This is a genomic window from Candidatus Villigracilis sp., from assembly GCF_057083605.1.
The window spans coordinates 15,044-40,657 of the sequence record NZ_JBXMTI010000109.1 but is presented as its reverse complement, the minus strand read 5'-3'; the positions used below and the strand labels follow the sequence as shown (position 1 = coordinate 40,657).

At 49.0% G+C, this 25,614-nt stretch carries 21 protein-coding genes; 12 read left to right on the top strand and 9 right to left on the bottom strand.

The annotated features are described in order from the left end of the window. The 9 genes from AC14M5_RS15715 to AC14M5_RS15675 all read right to left on the bottom strand — a co-directional run. Positions 1 to 296, bottom strand: a 296-nt coding sequence (locus tag AC14M5_RS15715) for an FGGY family carbohydrate kinase (protein WP_484030635.1), incomplete at its 3' end; no start/stop codon positions are given. A gap of 81 nt (positions 297 to 377) precedes the next feature. Next, positions 378 to 1,901 carry an amino acid permease gene (locus tag AC14M5_RS15710; RefSeq protein ID WP_484030634.1) on the bottom strand — a complete coding sequence of 508 codons (1,524 nt, stop codon included), beginning with the start codon at positions 1,899 to 1,901 and terminating at the stop codon, positions 378 to 380. Between the two features lie 237 nt (positions 1,902 to 2,138). Further along, positions 2,139 to 2,897: an HAD-IA family hydrolase gene (locus tag AC14M5_RS15705; RefSeq protein ID WP_484030633.1), complete on the bottom strand. Its 759-nt coding sequence runs from the start codon at positions 2,895 to 2,897 to the stop codon at positions 2,139 to 2,141. A gap of 151 nt (positions 2,898 to 3,048) precedes the next feature. Next, a complete protein-coding gene (locus tag AC14M5_RS15700) occupies positions 3,049 to 4,155 on the bottom strand; it encodes a pyridoxal phosphate-dependent aminotransferase (RefSeq protein ID WP_484030632.1) in 1,107 nt (368 codons plus the stop codon). A gap of 174 nt (positions 4,156 to 4,329) precedes the next feature. After that, positions 4,330 to 5,205 carry a class II fructose-bisphosphate aldolase gene (locus AC14M5_RS15695; protein ID WP_484030631.1) on the bottom strand — a complete coding sequence of 292 codons (876 nt, stop codon included), beginning with the start codon at positions 5,203 to 5,205 and terminating at the stop codon, positions 4,330 to 4,332. 200 nt (positions 5,206 to 5,405) lie between these two features. Further along, positions 5,406 to 6,341: a phosphotransferase gene (locus tag AC14M5_RS15690; RefSeq protein ID WP_484030630.1), complete on the bottom strand. Its 936-nt coding sequence runs from the start codon at positions 6,339 to 6,341 to the stop codon at positions 5,406 to 5,408. Positions 6,342 to 6,475: 134 nt separating this feature from the next. Next, positions 6,476 to 8,908, bottom strand: coding sequence for a GcvT family protein (locus AC14M5_RS15685; protein ID WP_484030629.1), 2,433 nt, complete (start codon positions 8,906 to 8,908; stop codon positions 6,476 to 6,478). A gap of 166 nt (positions 8,909 to 9,074) precedes the next feature. Next, positions 9,075 to 9,884 carry a CBS domain-containing protein gene (locus AC14M5_RS15680; protein ID WP_484030628.1) on the bottom strand — a complete coding sequence of 270 codons (810 nt, stop codon included), beginning with the start codon at positions 9,882 to 9,884 and terminating at the stop codon, positions 9,075 to 9,077. An 87-nt stretch (positions 9,885 to 9,971) separates the two neighbouring features. Then, positions 9,972 to 10,760 carry a hypothetical protein gene (locus AC14M5_RS15675; protein ID WP_484030627.1) on the bottom strand — a complete coding sequence of 263 codons (789 nt, stop codon included), beginning with the start codon at positions 10,758 to 10,760 and terminating at the stop codon, positions 9,972 to 9,974. Positions 10,761 to 10,912: 152 nt separating this feature from the next. Between AC14M5_RS15675 and AC14M5_RS15670 the strand changes: the two genes are divergently transcribed. From AC14M5_RS15670 to AC14M5_RS15615, 12 genes are all read left to right on the top strand, one after another. Next, on the top strand, positions 10,913 to 11,707 hold the full coding sequence (locus AC14M5_RS15670) for a DeoR/GlpR family DNA-binding transcription regulator (RefSeq protein ID WP_484030626.1): 795 nt from the start codon (positions 10,913 to 10,915) through the stop codon (positions 11,705 to 11,707). Positions 11,708 to 11,750: 43 nt separating this feature from the next. Further along, a complete protein-coding gene (locus tag AC14M5_RS15665) occupies positions 11,751 to 12,746 on the top strand; it encodes a metallophosphoesterase family protein (protein ID WP_484030625.1) in 996 nt (331 codons plus the stop codon). A gap of 106 nt (positions 12,747 to 12,852) precedes the next feature. Next, on the top strand, positions 12,853 to 14,481 hold the full coding sequence (locus AC14M5_RS15660) for an APC family permease (RefSeq protein WP_484030624.1): 1,629 nt from the start codon (positions 12,853 to 12,855) through the stop codon (positions 14,479 to 14,481). Positions 14,482 to 14,573: 92 nt separating this feature from the next. Next, positions 14,574 to 15,473 carry a phosphotransferase gene (locus AC14M5_RS15655; protein WP_484030623.1) on the top strand — a complete coding sequence of 300 codons (900 nt, stop codon included), beginning with the start codon at positions 14,574 to 14,576 and terminating at the stop codon, positions 15,471 to 15,473. Between the two features lie 166 nt (positions 15,474 to 15,639). Beyond that, positions 15,640 to 18,069 carry an FAD-dependent oxidoreductase gene (locus AC14M5_RS15650; protein WP_484030622.1) on the top strand — a complete coding sequence of 810 codons (2,430 nt, stop codon included), beginning with the start codon at positions 15,640 to 15,642 and terminating at the stop codon, positions 18,067 to 18,069. A 97-nt stretch (positions 18,070 to 18,166) separates the two neighbouring features. Further along, complete coding sequence (locus tag AC14M5_RS15645) at positions 18,167 to 19,261, top strand: carbohydrate kinase family protein (RefSeq protein ID WP_484030621.1); 1,095 nt, start codon at positions 18,167 to 18,169, stop codon at positions 19,259 to 19,261. 23 nt (positions 19,262 to 19,284) lie between these two features. Beyond that, entirely contained in the window at positions 19,285 to 20,721 is a 1,437-nt protein-coding gene (locus AC14M5_RS15640; protein ID WP_484030620.1) for a trimethylamine methyltransferase family protein, read from the top strand. A 123-nt stretch (positions 20,722 to 20,844) separates the two neighbouring features. Further along, a complete protein-coding gene (locus tag AC14M5_RS15635; RefSeq protein ID WP_484030619.1) occupies positions 20,845 to 21,465 on the top strand; it encodes a DUF47 domain-containing protein in 621 nt (206 codons plus the stop codon). Positions 21,466 to 21,475: 10 nt separating this feature from the next. Next, positions 21,476 to 22,468, top strand: a complete 993-nt coding sequence (locus AC14M5_RS15630; RefSeq protein ID WP_484030618.1) for an anion permease — start codon at positions 21,476 to 21,478, stop codon at positions 22,466 to 22,468. A gap of 167 nt (positions 22,469 to 22,635) precedes the next feature. After that, positions 22,636 to 23,718, top strand: a complete 1,083-nt coding sequence (locus AC14M5_RS15625; protein ID WP_484030617.1) for an ABC transporter substrate-binding protein — start codon at positions 22,636 to 22,638, stop codon at positions 23,716 to 23,718. 174 nt (positions 23,719 to 23,892) lie between these two features. Continuing rightward, positions 23,893 to 24,783, top strand: a complete 891-nt coding sequence (locus tag AC14M5_RS15620; protein ID WP_484030616.1) for an ABC transporter permease — start codon at positions 23,893 to 23,895, stop codon at positions 24,781 to 24,783. Next, complete coding sequence (locus AC14M5_RS15615) at positions 24,780 to 25,613, top strand: ABC transporter permease (RefSeq protein ID WP_484030615.1); 834 nt, start codon at positions 24,780 to 24,782, stop codon at positions 25,611 to 25,613. Before AC14M5_RS15620 ends, AC14M5_RS15615 begins: the two co-directional genes overlap by 4 nt. The last annotated feature ends 1 nt before the right edge of the window (position 25,614 follow it).

The window sequence follows — 25,614 nt, the reverse complement described above, 5'->3', positions numbered from 1 at the left end:
GTATCCTGCCAAACTATGGCGGGAGTCACAGGCTCGCCCGTGTCCTTATCCCAAACCACAAAGGTTTCACCCTGGTTGTCAAAGCCGACCGCGGAAATATCATACTTATCAAGCAAAGGTGCGCAGGCTTCTTTTACCGTGCGGAGGATGTCTGCGGGTTCCTGCTCCACCCATCCTGCCTGTGGAAAACGGGCGGGCAGTTGCGATGAATTCTTTTCGACCATTTCGCCGTGGTCATTCACGATCACTGCTGTCGTTTGTGTCGTACCTTGATCAATCCCAAGTAGATATTTCATGGCGTGCTCCAATGTCATACTATAAAGCGGCACCTCTTTTGAGATACCGCTTTATATTACATAAGATTCAGGTCACCGAGGCTAATCGACGTATTTAGCTTCGATCTCGGCGATCATCTTCTGGCGTTCTGTGATCTTGTCGCCTTCGGGTACGCCTTCAAAGCGATTACGCTCAAGAGCATACCAAAGGATGACCATGACCACGACCATCCCAACGGTAAGATAAAACACTTTTTCGTTGGGCGGGAAGAAACCAGTGATTGCGAGCACAATCCCTACCAGCACTGCGAGCACACCATTGATCTTGGAAAATCCGCCAAGATTGAAGGGGCCTTTTTCCTTCCAGGTTTTGCCTTCAGCCAGGATGCCGGCGGCAATAGGCATTACGTAGGAAAGATAGAGGAATACTGCGCAGCCCGTAGCCAGCACAACAAAGGCGCCTGCATAAAGTGTGGAAAGCCAGGCAACCACTACACCGGTCCAAATGGCATAGGTTGGAGTGCGATATTGGGTGCTGATGTGAGAAAGAAATCCCGAGGCTGGCAGGCCACCATCACGCGCAAAGGCAAACATCATGCGGGAACACGAGGTTAACCCAGCCAATGCACAAAGATAGTTTGCGATCACAATGCCTGCGGCAAGGAATATAAGTAGGAAGGACGGCATCTTGGATGCGCCGATCAAATAATAGAAGGAGCCCCAGCCTGCTGCTGCACCTTCTTCCACACTTGGCATGACCAAAACGAAGGTTGCAACCATGATGAAGCCTGATACCCAGGACCAAAACACAGCAGTCCACATGCCTTTGGGTACATTCACTTGCGCATCATGTGTTTCTTCCGATGTGTGCGCCGAGGCATCAAAACCCGTGATGGTGTAACATACGAACAGTAGGCCGAGTAGGAAGACAAACCCTGCGCTTGGGTGGAACGGGAATACGGCACCGCCTGTGTCACCAGTAAAGTTTGTAAATGTGGTGAGGCGGGAGAAGTCCAAGGCTACTGGTGAGAAGGCGAGCAAGGCAATGACGAGCACTGCGGCAACTACAAAGATCAAATAACCACTGAAGTCAGTCAGCATGGTTGTGAGCTTAATGCCATAGTGGTTGAAAAGGCCCTGCGACGCCAACAACGCCAGAACGAAAATCGCCTGATGAGTAGCTCCCCAAGCTGAAACATCCACGCCGAGCGCCGTGGCAAGGAACAAATCTTTGAAGAGAAAATAGACGCCGACATCCACAGATGATACAACGAATACCAATCCCAGCAAATTGAACCAGGCGGTTGCCCAACCCCAGGCCCGCCCGCCGAGATGGGAACTCCAGTGATATAACCCGCCGGCAGTGGGAAACGCAGATGCAATCTGTCCCATTCCAAACGCAACGATCAAAGCGGCAATGCCGCCAACAAACCAGCCGATAGCCACTGAAAAACCACCACCTGCGCTCAAAGCGACAGGAAATGTTGTGATGCCGCCGGCCAGGATACAAATGATCGAGAATGAAATCGCGAAGTTCGAGAAGCCGCTCATGCGGCGGGCAAGTTCCTGCGCATACCCCATGTTATGCAGAACCTTCTTGTCGTGCTCCATACTTTTGTCAGCCATTTTCGTAATTCTCCTTGTACTTGAATTTAGATATCTGAAATCAAGAAACTGAACTTACGAATAGCAAAGATCATTCATTTATGATACGCATCCTCCTCCTCCCGAAAGGGAGATTTCCTCTGAGTGATATATGTTGAAAACACTGGCTCTTTGCAATGGGTTCGCCTATGGAATGCAGCCAGCAATTTCCGAATCAGCATGAATGTATAAAGAGAGCCTAAACACTCATGTCTATACCTATCCAAACAGATCCACCAACTGCTTCACATGAATGACACCATCAAAGTCCTTGATGTCACCTTTGCGCAGGTTTGCCTTTTCGCCATCGGGGTCACCTAAAGAAGAAACGATCACGTCGCCTGCTTCCACATCTTCTTTTTCAGTGTAGTGATTGGTGGTGACGATCACATTCGCGCCGGCGGCTTTTGCGGCTTTAACGCCATTCTTGGAATCTTCCACCACGAAAACTTCATCGGGTTTCAACTCCAATTTGGAGAGGGCGAGATTGTAAATTTCAGGATCGGGTTTCTTCTTCTCGACAACATCTCCTGCCAGCACGATCTCGAATTTAATATCTGTCAGGATTTTTTCAGTAATGGCCTTTGCGGCCTGTTCATTGGATGTAGTACAGACGCCGATCTTGAGGCCCGCATCCATCGCTTCTTTCATAAACCGACGAATGCCCGGGCGCAGTGGAAGTTTTCCTGTCTCGATCAGTTCCACGAACAGGGCGGTCTTACGCTTGTGCATTTCCTTGACGAGATTATCGATCTCTTCTTCGGTCAGCGGTTTGGAGAATCCCTTGGTCTTCCAGTGATGTTTCATACGTTCCTTGCCGCCTGCGATCTGGAGCAGTTCGTGATAGTACTCCACACTCCATTCGTCGGTGAAACCGAATTCCTTGAAGGTCATATTGAACGAAACACGGTGACCATCACGCTCGGTATCGATGATCACGCCATCCTGGTCAAAGAACACTGCTTTTATTTTTGACATGGTTTGTCTCCAAACTTCGCCCTGAGCGGAGGGTCGGGTGGAGCGAGTGTTCACCTCGCTCGTACCGAGACCCGCAGTCGAAGGGCAGTAAATTGCGTACCTTGCGTTTCGACTACACTCGCTGTCGCTCGTTCCGCTCAACGCGAATTATCTATCTCTTCATCCCAAAGAACTCGCGGACGGTATCTACAAACAGGCGATTCTCTTCCTTTGAGCCAATCGTCACGCGGAACCAGCCGTCACTTCCGTATTTCTTGCTTTCGCCACGCAGAATGATGCCTTTGGTTTCAGCGAATGCCAACACTTCCTTGCCTGTCTTGCCAGTTTCACCGCAGTCAAAGAGGATGTAATTGGCTTTAGACGGCATGATATAGAAACCGGGGATATCGCTCAACGATTCGGTGATGAAATCCACTTCGCTATTGTTGAATTTGACACGTTCTTCGAGACCCTCTTTATCTTCAAAAGCTGCAAGCGCCGCCCACATGGGAATCGTGCCGACGTTCCAGGGAAGAAGTGAGCCAGCGATCTGATCGATCACTTCCTTATCTGCAATGGCGTATCCGAACCGCATACCTGCTAGGCCATAAGCTTTTGACAAGGTACGTGTGATCAACACGTTCTTATATTTTTTGGTCAACTGCACCTGAGACATACCCAAGCCCGCGTATTCCACGTAAGCCTCGTCAATCACGAACGGTATACTCGTCTCGGCAATGGTGATGAAATGCTTTGCATCCATGAAATTGCCAGTGGGGTTGTTCGGGTTCGCAACAACGATAATTTTGGTTTTATCAGTCACGGCTTTTAGGATCGCATCAGGGTCATAGTGCATGAGATGATCCTTGTAGACCATTGGCACAGAGACCATCTTCGCGCCCAGCAAAGTTCCGCGCAGACCATAAATACCAAAGCACGGCGTGTGTTGAATGACTTCATCGCTGGGAGTGATGAACATACGGAAGATATTGTCATACACTTCACTGGAGCCATTGCCGATCATCACATTGCCGGGGCCATCCACATTGTTCATTTCCGCGATCTTGCTGCGCACCACAAGACCCTGATCAGGGTAGCGGTTCGCCATTTTCGCGTATTTCACCATTGCATCCAAAACCTTGTCCGAAGGCGGAAGCGGATTTTCATTAGACATCATGCGATGCAGTTTTGGATCTCTCCAGGCTTTTTCAATATGCTCCGAAATGTACATTGGAATGCCCTTCACCCAAGGTGCGTAATATTCTTCAACTTTTTTCATGCTTTATGACTCCTCAAACATTTATGTGTACTGGTGGTCGAGTAGGGTGAGTGTTTTTCTCGCCCGTATCGAGACCACCGCGTTTTTCAAATTGTTTTCTGTTCACTGTTCACTTGTTGGTCTCGATACGCCCTCACTATCGTTCGGGCTACTCGACCAACAGATTATTTATGATTATGCCTTCCCCGCGCTGCCCAACATATCAATCCAATGCATCACGGCCTTGCGCGTCGCATCGCGGACAGCAACATCCAATTTGCCTGGGTCATATTCATCGCGGTGTGCGCTGATGTACTCGAACTTTGTATCGATCAAAGTGTGCTTCAATTCGGTGGAAACATTGAACTTGGCGCCGCCCGCCGCGAGCAGCTTCTTGATGTAGTCCTCAGGCAACCCTGTTCCGCCATGAACCACCACAGGAGTCTTGATTCCATTGCCATTTAACATCTTGTGGATGACAGCCATACGCTCAAAATCGATCTTCGGATTCTTGGTCTTGTACACGCCGTGAGCGGTGCCGATTGCTGGCGCAAAAATATCCAGTCCCGTGCGCTCGACGAATTCAATCGACTGTTCTGGATTCGCCAACTGCGCTTCATCCTCCGCGACCTTGATCTGGTCTTCCACACCGCCGACAGTTCCCAACTCGCCTTCAACTGAGATGTTGCCGACCTTATGGCAGTAATCCACAACTTCCTTGGTCTGGCGGATATTCTCCTCATACGATTGCTTGGACGCATCGATCATGATGTTGGTGTAACCTGCATCCGCGCACTTCTTGCAGTAGTTGATATCCGTGCAATGGTCAAGGTGCAGGCACACAGGCACGGGTGCAGATGTGGCGAGCGTGCGATAGATCGCCACCATCATATCCGTGCCAAGGAACTGGGATGGCTTGACGGAAGTTTGAACGATCACAGGCGCTTTCTTTTCGACAGCGGCATCGATCACCGCCTCGAATTGAAGCAAATCTGTGATGTTGAAGGCGCCCACGGCATAACCGTTTTTGGCCGCCTCGATCATGATTTCTTTTGCATTTACGATAGACATTATTTTCTCCTTGTTTTATATACCTCGGTGGTCGAGTAGCTTTTCGTGTTCGTCGAAAAGCATATCGAGACCACCATGTTTACTAACTATTCTATGTTTTCCATTTACTGTTGGTCTCGACACCGCACTGCACCAAACGCAGCGGGTGCAAGTGTACGCCCCCACCTGCACGGGGCTACTCAACCAACGTTAATCACTGCTCACTTCCCTTTCTTCCCCACATCCTTCAACCACTGATCCCAGCGCGGGTCCGTAACATGCTGGCGGAAACGTCCAAACCACAGGTCGGCATACCCCTGGAAATCCTCCTCCAATTTGGAAATGCCCGTCTGAGTCGTGCCCCACATCGACTCATGCAGTTCAGACATGGGCCACATCAAGCGCAGGCGTGCATAATTCTTTGGTGTAATTTCACCAAAATATTCCTGTAAGAAGTAACGCACCTGCTCTTCATTCAAGCGATGATGATGGGAGAAATTGCCGAGGTCAAAGAAGATATCACCCATGCCCGCGTACTCCCAATCCAGCAGGCGGATTTCGCCAATATCCCCAGGCACTTCCTCCTCAAGCCAGTTTAGATTTAGCAAATCATCATGGCATGGTGTGGGAATATATGGGTCTTTCGCCAGCGCCTTTTCCACTTCCTTTGTCTTCTGCATGATCCAATCCCAATCATGTGGGAACTTGCAGTTTTTGCTTCTCGAAACTTTTTCGAGCATCTCCACGCGTCGAAAGACATTGAACTCACCTTTCAATTTCGGTCCTCGTCTATGAAAGAGTCTGATCTTCTTTACCACGCGCGCAAGATAATCAGGCTGCTTGATCACATCGGGTAGAATCGGCTTGCCATTGATGAAGCGCGTCACGATATAACCTTCAGGTTCGATAAAATACATGATCTCAGGTGCAATCCCCAGTTCACCGGCTGCCTTGTTGGCCGCATGTTCAACATCACGTTTGATCCCTAATTGCTCCGTTCCCTCGCCTGCCAGCCTGAGCACGTACGATTTTCCATCTGCATCGATCTTGAAATTCAAGTTTGTAATACCACCGCTTAATGGCGTCTTCTTCACATTCTTTGATGTCTGTAAGAACGGAACTTTGGCGATAGCTTTATCAATTGCAAGAGTTGTCATGGCATCCTTCCCAAATCGGATATAGTATTGGATTCGTGCGTGGCTTCATCTAACTGTTTTTTTCTTTGACGAGAACCTCCTGGTGCAAATTGGACGCACCGCCGCTTCTTTCTTAACGTTTTACCTGCTTCTGTTTACTGACGAATTCTCTCGCCTTTGGCGTCCCACAACACGGGCTGCGTTACTTCCGCGCCGATCAGCTCGCCGAAACATTCAACGGTTAACTTTGTGCCAGCCTTTGCACATTCCATCGGGAGATACGCATACGCAATCGACTTCTTAACCGAATATCCGAACCCGCCTCCAGCCACCCAACCGACAATTGTTTCGCCAGAGCGAATAGGTTCCTTGCCAATGACAATCGTGCGGTCATCGTTCAACGTCATCGTGCAGAGTTTGCGTGTAATGCCATCTTTCTTTTGTTTAACCAGTGCATCCTTGCCGATGAAATTTGCTTTATCCAATTTCACAGCAAAACCGAGGCCTGCTTCATAAGGGGTGTAATCGGGAGAAATTTCGCCGCTCCAATAGCGATAGCCTTTTTCAATTCTCAAAGTATCAATGGCTTTATAGCCGCCTGCCACCATGCCCTCAGCTTGGCCTGCCTCCCACAGCGTATCCCAGAGTCGCAGGCCGTATTCCATCGGGCAGTAAAACTCCCAGCCCAGCTCGCCCACATAAGTCACGCGTGAAGCGATGACCGGGACATCACCCACGTTCATTCGCCTGGAAGTCATGTAAGGAAAGCCTGCATTCGATACGTCGTCCGTTGTGACCTTTTCCAAAATCCTGCGCGCTTTCGGGCCCCACAAACCGAGGCAGGCATAATTGGAACCAACATCTTCAATTGTGACCGAACCATCCTCAGGCATGTTTAGCGAAAGCCAGGACATATCATGCTGACCGAACGCCGTGCCCGTGACGATGAAGAAACGATCATCTGCAAGGCGGGTGACAGTGAAATCACATTCGATACCGCCGCGTTTGTTGAGACATTGTGTGTAGGTGATCGTGCCAAGCGGCTGATCCATTTCATTCGCACATACATTATTGAGGAACTTCAGTGCACCAGGTCCGCGTACTTCAAATTTATTAAAGGATGTTTCATCAAAGAGACCCGCATGTTCGCGTGTCATCAAATGTTCGTAACCGATGGCGCGTGACCAGTTATGACGAGGCCAGCCTTTCGGTTCATGACCATGCGTGGCGAGTTCTTCATAACGTCTGAACCAATTCGGACGTTCCCATCCCATCTTTTCACCGAAGGCACAGCCGAGATCACGTAGGCGATAATAAGTGGGTGAGGTGCGAACGTTTCGTCGCGATAAGCGTTCTTCACTGGGGAAATGAATATCATAATATTGAGTATAGGTTTCAAAGGTGCGTGCAACCGTGTAATCGAGGCTGTTATAGTTTAGGCCAAAACGACGCACATCGAGGCGCCACATATCCCATTCGGGGTTTCCATCTATGATCCATTCCGCCATCACTTTACCGATGCCGCCTGCGCCTGCCAATCCATGTGCGCAGAAGGCACATGCCACCCAGAAACCTTTGACGGATGTTGGGCCCAATAAAAACTCACCATCGGGCGTAAAGCCTTCGGGGCCATTTAGTAATTTGATAACTTCCGCATTCTCGATTGCAGGCACGCGGCGGATTGAATTCTCCATTAACGGAGTGAAGCGTTCCCAATCTGGCGGCAGTAATTGGAACTTGAAATCTTTTGGAATGCCGTTCATGCCAAAGGTCGCGGGCTGACGTTCGTAACCACCTGTGATCAATCCGCCAACTTCTTCGCGCCAGTAAACCAAAAGATCAGGGTCACGAAGATTTGGGAATTTATTTGTCACACCTTCTATGGGCTTGGTCATGATGTACAGATGCGCCATCGGGACGACGGGCAGACTCAGCCCCACCATTTTTCCGATTTCGCGTCCCCACATGCCCGAAGCGTTTACTACAACTTCGGTTTTGATCGTGCCTTTATCTGTTACTACCTCATGCACACGCCCGTTCTTGAGATTGATGGCGGTAACCGATGTATTGGTTAGTATTTTTGCGCCGCGATTCTTTGCGCCGATGGCTAATGCGTTGGTTAGACCAGTAGGATCAATGCTGCCATCGTTGGGTGTATATGCCGCGCCAACTACGCCGTCAATGTTCATGAGCGGAAACATTTCGAGTGCTTCTTTGGCCGAGATCAATTCCATTGGCACACCGAAGGAACGAGCCATGCCAACGAGACGTTTCGTTTCTTCTAATCTTTCAGCGGATGAAGCGAGGCGGACACCACCCACTTCGCGCCACGAAGTATCCTGCCCCGTTTCGGCTTTGAGGTTGCGATACAAGTCCGTGCTGTAATGCATCATGCGGGTCAGGTTTGCGTCTGAGCGCATCTGGCCGACTAACCCCGCGGAATGCCAAGTTGACCCCGCTGTCAATTCGTGCTTTTCAACAATGACAACATCCTTCCACCCCATTTTTGTGAGGTGGTATGCAATACTTGCCCCGCCCACGCCCCCGCCGATGATAACTACCTGCGCCTGTGTTGGAAATTCCGACATGCTTTGCTCCTGTTGCCGTGTTATTGCGGTGGTCGAGTAGCTCTGAGCGTTCGATGCGAAGAGCATATCGAGACCACCAGTTATTGCCAGTTACCTTATGTTCACCTGTGACTTGTTGGTCTCGATATGGGTGAGAAGTGCATTCGCCCTACTCGACCAACGGAGTTTATTTCTGCCAAACCGAATCTGGTCTTGCCATTTCTGCCACGATATCAAAGGTCGAGATCGCGCCAAGCGGGAAGGAGTCAGGGTCATCTTTATCAACCACAACCAATCTGTGATGATAGTTTTGGATCATCATATCTGCGGCTTCTCGCAGGCTGGCGTGGATGTCAATTGTCAATGCGGGATGCATCACATCACGGACGACAAGTTTTTCATCCACACCATCCTTGACCAGGTGCAGCAGGTCGTGGCCGCTGACCACGCCAAGGATTTTGCCTTTTGCATCCACTACCAGCACAGACCGCCAGCCAGCAGATGTCATAGCGCGTGCGGCGGAGACGACGGGGGTCTTGCCGCGGCAAACCAGAATTGCATCGGACATCACATCGCCAACTGTATCCCTCTTGCTCTTAATTTCACCTGCAATGCTGGCAATAAAATCAGAAAGAGAAATGATTCCGACGGATTTACCATTTTCAGTAACGAGAAGACGGCTGACCTTCTTCTCCATGATGGTGCTGGCTGCTTCAGAAGCAGGAGTATTGGCTTCAACCGTATCAACTGGCTGTGACATCAGATCAACGGCGGTCAGTTTGCGCATCACGGTCAGGCTTTCTTCATCAGATGAAAGCCATTCGCCTGCCATCAGATCAAAATCGGAAATCAGACCCAGCGTGCGCCCGTCGCGGTCCGTCACCACCAGGGCATGAACATGATGTTGGTTCAGCAATACAGCCACCTGACCAAGCGTGGCAGTTGGTTTGCAGGTGATCAGCCCTGCGTGCATTAAGTCTTTTACAAGTTTTGCCATGATTGCTCCTTAATATTCCTGGCGTAGTGGACTAGAAAATCTCCTGATTTTCAAGCCAAACGTCAGGAGACGTTTGACTCCATAGTCTTAAACCTCGTCCACATCCTTGTACCATTTGACGCGGTCACCTACGCGGTCACGGATGCGCCACGCCAACGGTTTGGGTTCGTTGTTCAAACGCGCAATGATTTCATCCACTTGGGATACCACTTTTGCCTTTTGTTCTGGTGTGAGTTGTGTGTAATGCCCTGCGAGTTGTTTTACTTTTTCAAGATTCATGGTGGTGGTGCGCCATAGCCCCCATTCATTCGCACACAATTGTGCCGCTAGTTTAATGTTGATGGTTTCCTGATCGGTATCGCCCAATGTGTGCTCAAGCAATAACATGATCGTGTCGATGATGTCCTTCTCGTTGATCTGCACGATCTGCATTTTTTCGAGAAGCAATTCAGTCAATGGAATGGTGGGGGAGTCAACTTCCAAACGGTCTTTCCAATAAATGGCATGGCAGAAATCGAGTTTCTCGTAGAAGATATCCACATGCAGGCCCGTACCAGGTTTATCGAAAATCGCGCGTTCCCCTTCGGACGCAATGAAGACTTCGCGATTATCCACGTAACCCATCTTCGTCATCATCTCGGTGATCTGTTTGTTCTGCCTGCCATATGCAGCAAAATCGATGTCTGTATAGGCGCGTCCCATGGCGGCTTGCAAGTATCCAAATTTTGGGCAATGCATTTGAAAAGCCAGTGAGCCGATTACCCGTAAAAGGATATTCGCGTCATCACTGGCTTTCAGTATCGCTTTCAATTCGTTCTCAAATTTCTCGCGTTCAGAACGGTCTTGTTCGCCCATCCCAATGGAACTGTTTGCCATACAATTCTCCGAAGCCTTGAATCTTTTCTTGTTTGTCAGGAATTGGGCGCTATTATAATGAAAAATTCAAAAACTTGCAAATTTCATCAGATTCTTATATAATGCATCATCAAATTGCGCAATTTCCTTCATTCTCAAACTGAGACCACTTAATGAGCAAACCCCTCATACCAGCACAGCGGCGGGAGCGAATCCAGGAATATCTTGCAATTCATCAAATCGCCCGAACAGTCGATCTATGTAACTTGTTGGAAACTTCTGAAGCAACCGTACGGCGTGATCTTGAATGGCTTGAAGGGAAGGGAATTCTTGAACGTACGCATGGGGGCGCGATATTAAATCAACGCATGATCCTGGAACAGGAATATCAGCAAAGAGCCCAGCACCATCCCGAAGAAAAACGACGAATTGGTGAACTCGCCGCCTCGTTAATCGATGAGGGCGATATTGTTTTTATCAACAGCGGCACCACTGCAACACAGGTACTTCAACACATCCGCGGGGATTCTCGCATCACGGTTTTTACCAACAACGTCAGCGCAGTGATGGATCTCGGTGACCCGGGCTTTCACTACTACATGACGGGAGGCGAATTCCAATCACGTTCCAACTCTTTGGCAGGCCGCTTCGCACTGGACAATTTGGGCCTGGTCTATGCCAATAAAACTATTCTAGGCGTAGACGGAATCTCCCTAAAACATGGCTGCACCGTGCCGACCAATGCCGAAGCGGAAGTTGTGCGCCGCATGATTGAACGCACGAAAGGCTCGGTCATTGTGGTTGCAGACCATAGTAAATGGGGGGTGGTCTCGAATTTTCAGATTGCAAATATTAATGAGATCGATAAACTTGTATCAGACGAACGCCTTGATTCTTCAGCAGTGGAATCGCTGGCCGAACACAATATAGCCTGCCTGCTTGCCAATTCCACAGCCATCCCTGCCTGACGTAGATTCGTGATCCGTCAGGTTTTTCGTTTGGAGAAACCAGATGCCCTTCTTTTCAAAGAAGCCTAAAAAGGAACCAACACGACTTTTCTTTGCCACCGATATTCATGGCTCAGAACGCACTTTCCGTAAATTCATTAATGCAGGCAAGTTCTACAATGTGAATGTGATCGTGATGGGCGGGGATATTCAGGGCAAGTTGATGATTCCGATCATCAAGGAAGCAAATGGTCATCATCGTGCCACCGTGCAGGGACGGGTTGAACATCTTGCCAGCGAAGAAGAATTAAAGGCCTTGACGGCTAAACTTGATATCCTGGGTTTCTATTACAAGATCATGGATGACGATGAATTCCATACCCTGCAAGCCGATCCAAGATCAGTGGAAGGCTTGTTCAATCAACTCGCGAAACAAAAATTGGTCAACTGGGTTGACCTGGCCGAGGAACGATTAAATGGCACTGGCATCAAATGTTTTGTCACAGGTGGCAATGATGATGAGTGGGAGGTTCTAAGCGCCATGAAGCGCGAGGGTGCAAAATCTTTCTTCGCTTGTGAAAATGAAGCTGTACAAGTGGACGATGATCACACCATGATCTCAGTTGGGTTGAGCACACCCACTCCCTGGAACACCCCGCGTGAGGTTTCGGAAGATGAACTTGGCGCGATGATCGATAAAATGGCTGCACTCGTGCCTGACATGAACAAGGCCATTTTCAATTTTCACGACCCACCCAAAGACTCCACCCTCGATACCTGTCCCATGTTGGATTGGGACAAAGATCCACCTGAGCAAATCACTCAGGGAGGGCAACCAGTTATGCACGGAGCAGGAAGCGTTGCCGTCCGCACTGCAATCGAAAAATATAAGCCCATGCTTGGGTTGCATGGTCATATCCATGAATCTCAATCCGTAGCGAAGATCGGGCGCACGACTTGTATCAACCCTGGCAGTGAATATGCCGAGGGTGTTTTACGCGGCTGCCTTGTCACTTTTGTGGATGGCGAAGTGCAAGGTTATCAAATGACCAGCGGATAATCTTTTTCATCGGATCGAAAGGAGGCGGCGCATCCAAATTAATTGGCTCAATTATGTAAGGAGAATGTGTACGGATTGAAATAGTTCTAACCAAAGGAGAAAAGAAATGGCTACAGCTACGGCAAAACCAGAAGTCTTTACTCGAAAAGCCTCAGGGCTTGTACGTGTCATGTCTCCGTTCTCGGCCTTCGTCTACAATATTTTGACGATGGGCCTGATCTTCCCCTGGACCTATCTTTGGGCACCGGGCGCGTTGCCAGGCGGCAAATTGGTGTGGGGAATTTTGCTTGCAATGGTGATCGAAATCCCAATTGCGCTTGTGTATGTATGGCTCTCTACTGCGTTGCCTCGCTCCGGTGGTGACTATGTATTTCAAAGCCGCGTATTTGGTGGCGGCACTGCCTTCACAGTGGTAATGTCCGGCTATGTGATCTGGATTCTGCAATGGGTGGCGCTATCTGGTTGGCTTCTATCCTATCTTGGATTTGCGCCCTTATTCCTTGGTCTTGGGGCCACCATGGGCAACGCGGCCATGTCCAACCTGGGGATTTGGTTTACCGGCTCAACCGGTATTATCATTACCAGCATCTTGAACGCATTCGTATCCATGATGATCCTCATCAGTGGATTCAAGAATTATGTGCGTTTTCAAGCTGTAATGATCGTGGGTACATTGCTTGCGTTCTTCACCATGCTGGTTGTCCTGTTCCTGGGTGAACCTGCTTCTTCCATGACGAAAATCGATGCCTTCGCCCTGGCTGTTGGTGGGGCACAAAATTTTGTTCAAACCGCCCGAGACGCCTCCGTTGCAGCCGGTGTGGATCTAAATCCGCCATTCAGTTTGTTGGCTACTATTCTGGTTGCACCCATCGCGTGGACGTCCCTGCAATGGGCGACCTATAGTGCCCAGCAAAATGGTGAGATCAAAAACGCCCGATCCTTCAACAGCCAAATGTTTATCATTGTCGGCTCGTTGATCTTCACAGGCATATTGCTGGCCGTTCTCGCCTTTGCCTTGGAAAAAGCGGTTGGCACAGAATTCCTCTATGTGGCGGGCGCAGGATATTGGTCCGGTGTGGGCGAATCGACCATTGCTGGGTTCTGGCTATGGCCGAATATCATTGCCATCGCGCTGACAGCCAGTCCGTTGGTTGTGATCATCATCGGCCTGGGCTATATCCTCAACTCACATCAGATCGTGCATAACTGCTATATCGGAATGACGCGCGTCATGGTTGCCATGTCACTTGATCGTTTGCTTCCCGAATGGATCAGCAAAGTAGATGAGAAACGCCATACGCCGGTCAACGCCCATCTGGCCTATTTCCTTGCCAGCATACCGGTCATTCTGCTGTATAACCTGAACTCAAATTGGGTGGGACTGACGTTGGGTGTTACCTTTGCCTGCGGCTATGTATTCGTGATCACTTGTTTGGCAGGCGCGTTATTGCCCTATCGCGCAAAAGAAGTTTACGAATCCTCGCCTGGTGCAAAGTATAAGGTTGGGAATACTCCGCTGGTTACGATACTCGGCGTCATTGGTTTCATTCTTGGCGGCGCGATGACCCTGATGTTCATGTTCTATGCACAGCTTGGCCTTACCAGTACACTGGCTTACAGCGTTGTATTCGGAGTTTTGATCTTTTCGGGCGTTTGGTACTTACTCGCCAAGAATGCTCAAAAATCCAGAGGCATCAACGTGGATTACGCCTTCAAGGAAATTCCGCCAGAGTAATACTTTCTTAAAAAGTAGGGACACAGCGAAATATCCTATCGTCGCAATTATGAATTGACTGCTGTGTCCCTACGATCTTATTAGGAGAATTAATGTCGGTGATCGAAGAAGTGGTTGCAAAAATCGAGGATTGGAAAGGCAAGAATATTTCCATTCAGCCGCTTTCAGGTGGTTTGACCAACACCAACTTCAAGGTGGAAGTGGATGGCGTTCCGCACTTTGTCCGCGTGCCGGGTGAAAGCACGGAACTCCTTGCTATTGATCGAAATAACGAATATCACAACACCAAGGCCGCATCGCAGGCTGGTGTGGCTCCTAAGATTTTGCATTACCTGCCCGAATATAATGTCATGGTGATTGAATTCCTGCATGGCAAAACCATGTCGAAGGATTCTCTGAACGAAGCAGGCATGCCGACTCGCATGGCGCAGGCAATTAAAAAACTGAACGAAGGTCCGCGCTTCTATTCGGACTTCAACATGTTCCGCCTCACGGAGTATTATCTCCGCCTTTGCAAAGAACGTGATATCCGCACCCCTGATGGTTATCTGGATAGAATGTCCACTGTGGCACAGATCGAAGAAGCGATGAACGTAAATCCATTGGCGACAGTTCCATGCAATAATGACTTATTAGCCGAAAATTATATCGATGATGGCGAGCAATTATGGTTGATCGATTATGAATACAGCGGAAACAACGACCCGACCTTTGAACTTGGAAATACCTGCCAGGAAATGCAATTCTCAAATTCTCAAATCTCGGAAGTCTGTGCAGCCTATTTCGGCGAAGCGACTCCAGCCATGATCGCGCGTATGAAGCTAAATATGATCATGTCTGATGTAGGTTGGGGATTGTGGGCCGCTATTCAGGCGGATATCTCCACCATTGACTTTGACTTTTGGGGCTGGGCCGAAGAGCGCTGGGGCAGGGCAGTAGAGAAGATGGACTCGAAAGAGTTTGAGGGATGGTTGAAGGCAGTGGCACAGTAAACTTCGGTGGTCGAGTAGCACCGCATGGTTTTCGCGGGGCATATCGAGACCACCAGTTGATGGAAATTTTGGATGAAATGGGTGGTCTCGATACGTTTCTCGCCGCATGGCGGCTCGAAACTACTCGACCACCCGGATACACTTCAATATAAAACAGGTGAATTGAATGAAGGATCAAGCTGAGATCGTTGTAATTGGCGGTGGGATTTATGGTGCGCAAATTGCATATCATCTTGCGAAGTATGGGCGCAAGGATGTTGTGATTCTGGAAAAAGGTGAGATTGCAAGCGGAGAGTCATCCCACGCGGCGGGGCTTGTGACTCAGTTCGCCACCTCGCAGGCCATGCTCAAGTTCCGCATGTATAGCATTGAGTTGTATTCTGAGCTTGGTTTGTTTGACCATGTTGGGAGTTTGAGAGTTGCCTCGAGCAAGGAGCAACTCAAAGAGTTGGAAAGAAGCGTGAGTCGTGCCAAGGCGTTGGGGCTTGAGGTGGAGGTCATCTCTCCCGACGAAGCCTTGAAGGTCATGCCGCAGATTTCAGATAAGGATCTGTACGGCGGAATTTATCTCCCGCGTGACGGGCAGCTTGACCCGTACACAACGACAACTTCGATGGTGAAGTTTGCGAAGGAGTTGGGTGTGGAAGTCTACACCAACACGCGGGTGACGGGAATCAAACTGTCGGCTAAGGGAGAGGTTCAGGCGGTTGAGACAGATAAAGGCGAGATCAGATGCGAGATCATTATCAATGCTGCCGGGATGTGGGCGCCTCGTATCGCTGCGATGGCAGGCTTGCACATCCCAACCACTCCAGTCGATCATCAGCATATTGCATTGCGGGCTGTGCCGGGGCATGAGTTTTCTGCGGATACTCCATGTTTGCGTGACCCCGATAATCTCGTTTATATGCGGCAGGAACAGGGCGGCCTGGTGATCGGTGGTTATGAGCCAAACCCGTTACCGCGTTGGATTGATGGCGCGCCCTGGGAGCACGGAAGCAAGAGTTTCCCCGGCGACTTTGATCAATTTGAAATGCTGCTTGAGGGTGCGATCCGTCGCTTGCCATTTTTGGATCAGGCAGGCATTATTACTTTGGTACGCCATCCCGGTGCATACACGCCTGATTGCCAACCCTTGCTTGGACCCATGGCCGGCGTCCGCGGACTTTGGATGATGGCGGGCATATCATTGAATGGATACGGCGGCGCGGGCGGCATGGGGAAATTATTGGCAGAGTGGATTATCGAAGGTGAAGCGCCGATGGATGTGTACGGCTATCGCGCAACTCGTTTTGGAAATTATTATTCCGACTTCAATTATGCGGCGGAACGAACATGCGAGAGCGTGAAATATTATTATCGCCTGCGCTTCCCGCATGATGAACATGAAAGGGCGCGGCCCCATCGCGTAAGTCCGCTTCATTATCGTTTATTGGAAAATGGCGCGGTCTTCGGTGAGAAGTTTGGCTGGGAACGCGTCAACTATTTTGACCCTGGCAAAGCATCGCGCCGCATGGGCGAGGACCAACGCCAGTGGGGCTGGGCAAAACCGCCATTCTTCGAGCGGATGCAGCAGGAACACACCGCCACTCGTGAGCGCGTTACTTTGTATGACCTAACTTCATTTGGAAAGATCGAGGTCAAAGGCAAAGGGGCATTGCCTTTGTTGCAACGCCTGACGGATAGCGATATTAATAAACCCGTTGGAAATGCGATCTATACACAATTTTTGAACACACGCGGCAGAATTGAATCGGATTTAACGGTCACTCGTTTGGGTGAAGATCATTTCTGGGTGATTACAGGTTCAGGTTTTATTGCCAATGATTTTGCGCGCATCCAAATGCACGTGGATGAAAAAGATGGTGAAGTATCCATTCGTGACATTACACGAGACTTTGCTTGCCTCGCTTTATGGGGGCCGAAGTCTCGCGTGGTGCTGGAAAAAATCACAAAGAATGATATATCCAATACGGCTCATCCATATTTACAAACGAAGCCGATCAATATCAACGGCGCGAAGGTGTATGCTCAACGTGTTAGTTACGCGGGCGAACTTGGCTGGGAACTTTATATCCCCAACGAGCGCGCCACGATGGTTTGGGATATGCTGATCGAAGCTGGCAAAGAGTTTGGCCTTGAGCTTGGCGGTTACAAAGTTTTGGATTCACTTCGCCTTGAAAAGGGATACCGTTATTTCACAGCAGATATCACACCTTCTGAAACTCCCTACGAAGCTGGCCTTGGTTTCTGCGTGCATCTTGATAAAGGTGATTTTATTGGACGTGAAGCATTGATCAAACAAAAGGCGGAAGGTGTAAAACGAAAACTGTGTACACTCGTATTGTCTGATGGTGATGACTTCACTCAAATCTACGGCGGCGAAGCGGTCTATCACGAAGGCAAGGTGCTAACCCGCGTCCGTAGTGGCGGATATGGTTTTACATTGAAGAAGAATATTCTGTATGCCTATCTGCCAACTGAATTGGCGAAGCAAGGCAATCGCTTCACCATTGACCTGATAGAGGGTCGGCGCGAAGCGGAAGTGACCGCCCCTGTGTTATTCGACCCAAAAGGCGAGAGGGCGCGTGCTTAATCCTTTAAACACGAAGGGCACAAAGGGCACGAAGGAAGTGCGAAGCGCAAAAAGGTCTTATCTTTGTGTACTTCGTGTCCTTTGTGTTTAATTTGTTATGACTCAAAAAAAATCAACCTATCCAGCTTATGTAGGCTTCGGCATGTTGACGCCCGTCTACATCATGGCGCTGGATAGACTTCCAAAACACAATACTGGTGCAATCGTGCATCAAGTCAGTGAATATGTATATGACGACGCGGCCATCATTGCCTGTAACCTCCGCCAATGGAATGTGCCTACTGCCATGATCGGTACCGCCGTAGGCGATGACCTGCTCGGCCATCACGTTGCGAGCACTCTAAAAGACTTGGGTGTGCAAGGCAAGGTGCGTTTTACCAAGAAATATAAAACACCGCTTGAAGTGAATATCTCTGATAAAAAAGGTGCGCGCACTTATTTCTGGCAGAGGTCGGCGGAAATTTTGAGCACACTCGATACGGCAGATCTTTCGCTGATCAAGAAATCAAAATTGTTGTATGTGGATTGGTACGATGGCGACCATATTGTCCGTGCTATGGAAGAAGCACTTCGTCATAAAGTACCCGTCTTTCTGAATTTTGAGCATGGGCACAAACATCCTGAATTGCTCAAGAAATATTCCGGTTTGGTAACAGTTTGTCAGGCAGTGACGGATGCCGCCCAGATCGGAAAAAAACAAGCCATGCTCGGTGTGGCGCGTAAATTGTTAAACTCTGGGATTAAGACCGCCATTATCACCATGGCGAGCCAGGGATGCATGGTTGTGAACGATAATGTAGCCGTGCGTGTTCATGCGCCCAAGATCAAAGCAGTGGATGGCTCTGGTGCAGGAGCAACGTTTTCTTCTGGTTTTATTTACGGCTATTTGAATGGATTCAACCTCGAAGACACCGTCCGTTTTGCAATTGCGGCAGCCTCATTAAAAGTCACACATTCGGGTTTGCAAATGTTCCCGGTGCAGGAGATCAAGGCGCTTGCAGCAAAATTGCGCGTTGATCGCATGGTCTATCGTGGTGATCGGTTCCATACCATCAAAAGATTTTTGCGATTGCCGCAGAAAGGTCCATTGGTTGATAATATTCTTGTAAAGCAGGGGCGCAAACTGGCTGAAAAATATATACCGAAGAAAAAAATAGAGCGCAAGAAGATCAAGAGATCGCTGGTTGAATAATTTAACAATAAGGATGTGAACCCATGACGTATGCAGAACTTCTTACACAAGAGCAGGTGCAACGAGTCCACGATGCCGCGCTTGAAATCCTTGAAGATGTCGGTTTGAAGGTCCGCTATGAACCCGCGCGTGATATTTTTGAAAAACATGGTTGTTCTGTGGATGGTGAGCGGGTTAAATTTCCTCGCGCGGTGGTTGAAAAATACCGCAAGGTGTACCCATCGACATTTACCTTTCATGCGCGCGACCCCAAATTTGATAAAACGATTCCGCAGGATAGCCCGGTCATTGTAACGGCGAGCTCCGCTCCAAATATCATTGACCCAGCTACCGGCAAGGAAAGACGCGCTGAGTCCCGTGATATCGCTCAGATTGCGCATCTCATCAATGAATTGCCGGGTTATGACATGTTCTCCATTTCCACTTTGGCGGAAGATGCACCCGCGGATCAATTCACAATCTCAAGGTTGTATCCTGCGCTCAAGTATTGTCTCAAACCGATCCGTGTTACCACTACAGATCACAAAGATACACTCGCCATGATGCAAATGGCCTATATCGTTGCAGGTGGTGAGGAAGCATACAAGGAACATCCATTCCTAACGCATCATTATTGTCCTACTGTGTCGCCGCTGTCCATGGATAAACTTTCAGCAGAAAATGTTATTTATTTTGCCAGTGAGGGTCTGCCGGTTTACCCGACCATTGTGCCAAATGCAGGACTCACTTCGCCCATGTCCATGGCGGGCACACTGGCGCAGGGCAATGCGGAATTTCTTGCAACGGCAACTTTGATGCAAATGGTGAAGGAAGGCACACCCACGATCTATGCCACTCTTGCTACTGTGGCCGATATGCGGACAGGTGCATATACTTCCGGGGCAATTGAATGTGGTATGCTGCACATGGCGTTTGCACAGATGGCTCGTTTTTATGATGTGCCCTGCGGCGGTTATATTGGCCTGACCAATTCCAAAGTGAACGATGCGCAGGCAGGGTATGAAACGGGCATGTCTGCGATGGGCGGTGTGGTCAGTGGAATGGATATGTTCAATATTGGCGGTTTGATAGATGCGTTGACAACCTTTGACTTTGCAAAAGCGGTGATTGATGATGAAGTTGCCCAGATGATGAAGCGCGTTAAACGTGGAATATCATTTAGCGATGAGGATCTGGCCATCAACTTAATAAAAGAGATCGGCCCCGGTGGCTCGTATATTGTCGCAAAACACACCATCAGCCGAATGAAGACCGAGGCTGTGATGACCAAGCTGGCAGATCGGGATGCGCGTACAGCCTGGGTAAAGAAAGGCTCCACCGATATTCAAACGCGCGCAATGAAACGCGTTAAAGAAATTATGTCGAGCAATACCACGCCCTTGATAACACCTGAATTGGATGAGAAGCTTCGCGCTGCGTTTCCAGGTATGGTGACGGGCATGTTGGAGCCAATTGAGTAACTAATATGTCATTGCGAGGAACGATCTTGTTCTTCGTGACGAAGCAATCTCCTATTGTAAGAATGATTACTTCGTCGGGATGAACACCCTTCTCGCAATACCTAATATTTTTTTGGAGATTGCATGTTTAAATTGTTTAGACGTCGTGAAGATGTTTTTCACAAATTGATCGAAGAGCAGGCATCCATCACTTATGATGGGTTACGACTGCTCGTAAAATACTTGGAAACAGGCGATGCAGATATTGCTGAACAACTGTCCATTAAAGAAAAGGAAGCGGATGAAGTACGCCGCATCCTGATCGATGAGTTGAATCGCACTTTTGTCACGCCCTTTGATCGCGAGGATATTTTTTCCCTTTCCCGTTCGATTGATGATGTTATGGACTATGCAGACAGTACAGTGATCGAAATGGTAATTCTCAAAGTAGGTTCCACACCCTATATGTTGAGAATTGCCTCTTTATTGAAGGATGCTGCTTATGAAATTTGGCATGCTGTTCAACGTTTGCCGAAACATCCAAAAGTTGCCATAGATCATGCCCAGCGCGCGAAGGCATTGGAAAATCGCGTCGAAGCTGTTTATCGTGAAGCGATTGCAGATCTTTTCAGCGGCCCTGAAGATTTGCATCATGTAGTTGAAATGCTGAAGCTGCGCGAAGTGTATCGCCATCTTTCCAACGCTGCCGACCGTGGTGATGAAGCCGCGAATATTATCGCAGATGTTGTTGTAAAGAAAACTTAACAGGGCGTTAATGTCTTCTGAATTGATCCTTGTTATTATTCTGGCGGTGGTTTTCGAGTTTATCAATGGAATGCGCGACTCAAGCAACATTGTGGCAACCATGATCTCTTCGCGGGCGTTCCATCCAACCACTGCTCTGGGTGTGACTGCCGTTGCGGAATTCCTGGGGCCCTTTCTGTTTGGGGTGACTGTGGCAAAAACAGTCGGCGGCGATATTGTTGATTCGCATTTGCTGTCCCTCGATGCACTTGTTGCCTGCTTATTGGCAGCCATCATTTGGAATCTGATCACATGGTATCTGGGAATACCCAGCAGTTCATCTCATGCATTGATCGGCGGTTTGATCGGTGTGGTTGCATTTACTGCGGGCATTGACGTGATCAACCTCGATGCAATTTACAAGGTGCTGGCTGGTTTGTTTTTGTCACCATTGGCAGGCTTCTTGGTTGGTTACTTGGTAATACGGCTGATCTATTTCCTTGCACGCCATGCTTCGCCGAACATCAATGAATTTTTCAAGCGCGCGCAATTTTTTACCGCTGTTGGATTGGCTTTCAGCCACGGGACGAATGATGCGCAAAAGACGATGGGCATCATTACGCTTAGTTTATTGATCGGTGGAGTGTTGAGCGAATTTATCGTCCCATTTTGGGTGATTGCTGTAAGCGCCTCGACCATGGCGCTCGGAACTGCTCTGGGTGGCTGGAGGTTGATCCGCACTTTGGGCGGCAAGTTCTATAAAATCCGCCCGGTACATAGTTTTGCCACACAGATGACCTCCGCTTTTGTGATTCTTGCGGCTTCTCTTGGCGGTGCGCCAGTTAGCACCACACAGGTTGTAAGCTCTGCCATCGTGGGTGTGGGTGCTTCTGAACGCTTGGGCAAAGTGCGTTGGAGTGTCGTCAACGATATTCTCATTGCCTGGGTGATCACCATCCCGGTCAGTGGGTTGATTTCAGCAGCAATTTACTGGTTTATCGCGAATGTGATGGGAAGGTCGTAAGCGCAGTATCTTATTGTGATCAATATGTTCAAAGGGTTGTTTGACTTTGAATATTGATAATGTTAAAATGTTAACACTTTGTTAACAGATTGGAGGCGCCCGGAAGAGAATCATGGAAAGTGTTCTATTCGTCCAATCAATCAATAATCATATAGGAGATAGAGAGAATGCGCACAAAAAAACTTGCTTATCAATTGCTCGCCCTGTTCGTGATTGCGGCAACCGTGTTGTCAGCATGTGGCGGTGGCGCTCCGAAATCTGAAGACGCGCTAAATGTTATCGCCCTCCCACCCGACTGGTGCAATTACGGTGAGGTGATTGAAGCCTTCAAAGCCAAGTATCCTAATATCACGGTCAACGAATTGAATCCTGACGCTGGTTCAGGCGATGAGATCGAGGCTATTAAAGCCAATAAGGATAACAAAGGCCCGCAGGCCCCCGATGTGATTGACGTGGGTTTCTCATTCGGTGAATCTTCCAAGGCCGAAGGACTGATCCAGCCCTATAAAGTCTCCACCTGGGATACCATTCCTGACGATGCCAAAGATCCCGATGGCTACTGGTATGGCGATTACTACGGTGTGTTGTCCTTCCTGGTGAACACCGATGTTCAACCTGATGTTCCTCAAGACTGGGCTGACTTGCTCGACCCGAAGTACAACGGTCAGGTTGCGCTCTCCGGCGATCCTCGCACCTCCAACCAGGCGATTCAATCTGTGTTTGCCGCAACCCTTGCTAATGGCGGCTCTCTTGACGATGCCCAACCCGGCCTCGATTTCTTTGCTGATTTGAACGCAGCAGGCAACCTCGTCCCGTTGATTGCGAATAACGGTTTGGTCGCTACCGGCGAGACGGCTGTCCGCATCACCTGGGACTACAACGCCCTTGCCGCAGTCGACTCCTTTGAAGGAAATCCCACCGCTGAGGTTGTGATCCCTGCCACTGGTCGCTTTGCTGGTGTGTACGTTCAGGCCATTAGCGCTTACGCACCTCACCCTGAGAATGCCAAGTTGTGGATGGAATTCCTGTACTCAGATGAAGGCCAGTTGCTTTGGATGGAAGGATATTGCCATCCGATCCGCGAAGCTGACCTGCGCGCACGTGGTGTGATTCCTGATGAATTACTGGCCAAATTGCCCGATGTTTCTGGCGCAGTATTCCCCACCCTTGCCCAACTCGATGCAGCAAAAGTGCTCATCACTGAGAATTGGGACTCGGTCGTCGGCGCAGACGTTCAAGCCGCTCCGTAACAAATATATTTTGGTGTAATAATGCGAGACCCTGCCATATGGCAGGGTCTCGCCACAGCAAGAGAAGCTGCCGGTTGCATCAATTCCGAAACTACAGATACGAAAAGATGGGCAAAGATCAAGGTTTTGTTTTAGCAAATTTTGCAGTCCCCTGTAAGTTGAGGTAATTAAATTATGGCTCAAACTGCTCTTAACCCAAAAGTTTCACTCCCTGCCTCTGATTGGAAAAAATGGATTGGCGTTTTGCCATTCTTCCTGTTTGCAATTCTTTTTCTTGTTCTACCTTCCCTGCGCCTTTTCCTTGGAAGCTTCACCAACAACGATGGACAATTTACATTCGCAAATATCATTCAATTGTTCCAGGAAAAATCCATTCTTGATGCCTACTGGCTCAGTATTCGTGTTAGCGCGGTTACCGCTCTGGGTGGAGGCATTTTTGGTTTTTTACTTGCTTATTCTGTAACGGTAGGGGGATTGCCAAAACCTCTCCGTTCTGTGTTGATTACATTTTCAGGCGTGGCTTCAAATTTTGCCGGTGTTCCGCTTGCATTTGCTTTTATTGCCACACTTGGGCGCACAGGATTTGTAACCGCGCTCATTGAAAACCTATTTGGGATCAACTTATATAAACAAACAGATTTTGACTTGTATAGCTTTTGGGGATTAAGCCTCACATATATGTATTTCCAATTCCCACTCATGGTGTTGATCATGGCCCCCGCTCTGGATGGTCTGAAGCGTGAATGGCGCGAAGCTGCCGAAAACCTTGGCGCAAGTACCACCCAATATTGGCTGCGGATTGCATTCCCTGTTTTGCTTCCATCGATCCTCGGTTCGATGATCCTGTTGTTTGGTAACGCCTTCGGTGCATATGCCACAGCTTATGCACTTACGGGCGGCAGGCTGGGTATCATCACTATCCAGATCGGGGCGCAAATACGAGGCGATGTTCTTCACAACCCCGGGCTTGGTTACGCAATGGCGATGGGGATGGTGGTTATTATGGCGGTCTCATTGGTGGGATATTCTTGGCTTCAGCGTAAGACCGAAAGGTGGTTGAAATGAACATGCTTGCTCGAATCCGCCGAATTCCGTTTTGGAGTTGGTTCTGGTTCATATTAGGCGCGTTGTATTTCGTTTTGCCGTTGTATGCAACACTTGAGTTCTCGCTTGGCATGGAGCGTGATGTAATTGGATTCAAAGCTTATGTCCGCGCGCTAGAAGACCCCGAATTTCTTGAGACATTCCTATATTCAAATGTGCTTGCATTGATGACCATCATTGTGAGTATCATCTTGATCGTGCCTACCGCATATTGGATTCGTCTCCGCCTGCCTGAAGCGCGCCGCATTGTTGAGTTCATCACGCTTTTGCCTTTCGTTGTCCCTGCGATCATTCTTGTGTTTGGTTTGATCCGCATCTATAGTTCCCCGGTCAATATCCCATTCACAGATACAACATTATTGCAGCCGCTAACAACATTCGAGTTGGGCACTGATATATTGATCGTTGCAGGTTATGTAGTTTTAGGGCTGCCCTATATGTATCGCTCCGTGGATACGGGTATGCGTACTGTGGATATACGGACTCTGACCGAAGCTGCGCAAAGCCTTGGGGCAAGCTGGTTCATCATTATTACGCGAGTGATTTTGCCCAATATCCGCGCCGCATTATTGAGCGGTGCGCTTCTTACTTTTGCCATTGTGGTGGGTGAGGTCACGCTTGCTTCCTTTCTTGGTGTGCCTGCTTTTGGTCCTTACCTTTTCCTGCTTGGTCAGCACCGTGCGTATGAACCTGCCGCTCTTTCATTTGCAAGTTTTCTAATGACATGGGTTGTCATGGGGCTCATTCAACTGTTTACAGGCGGGCAGGGTCAGGCTGCAGGGGCGCATTAAA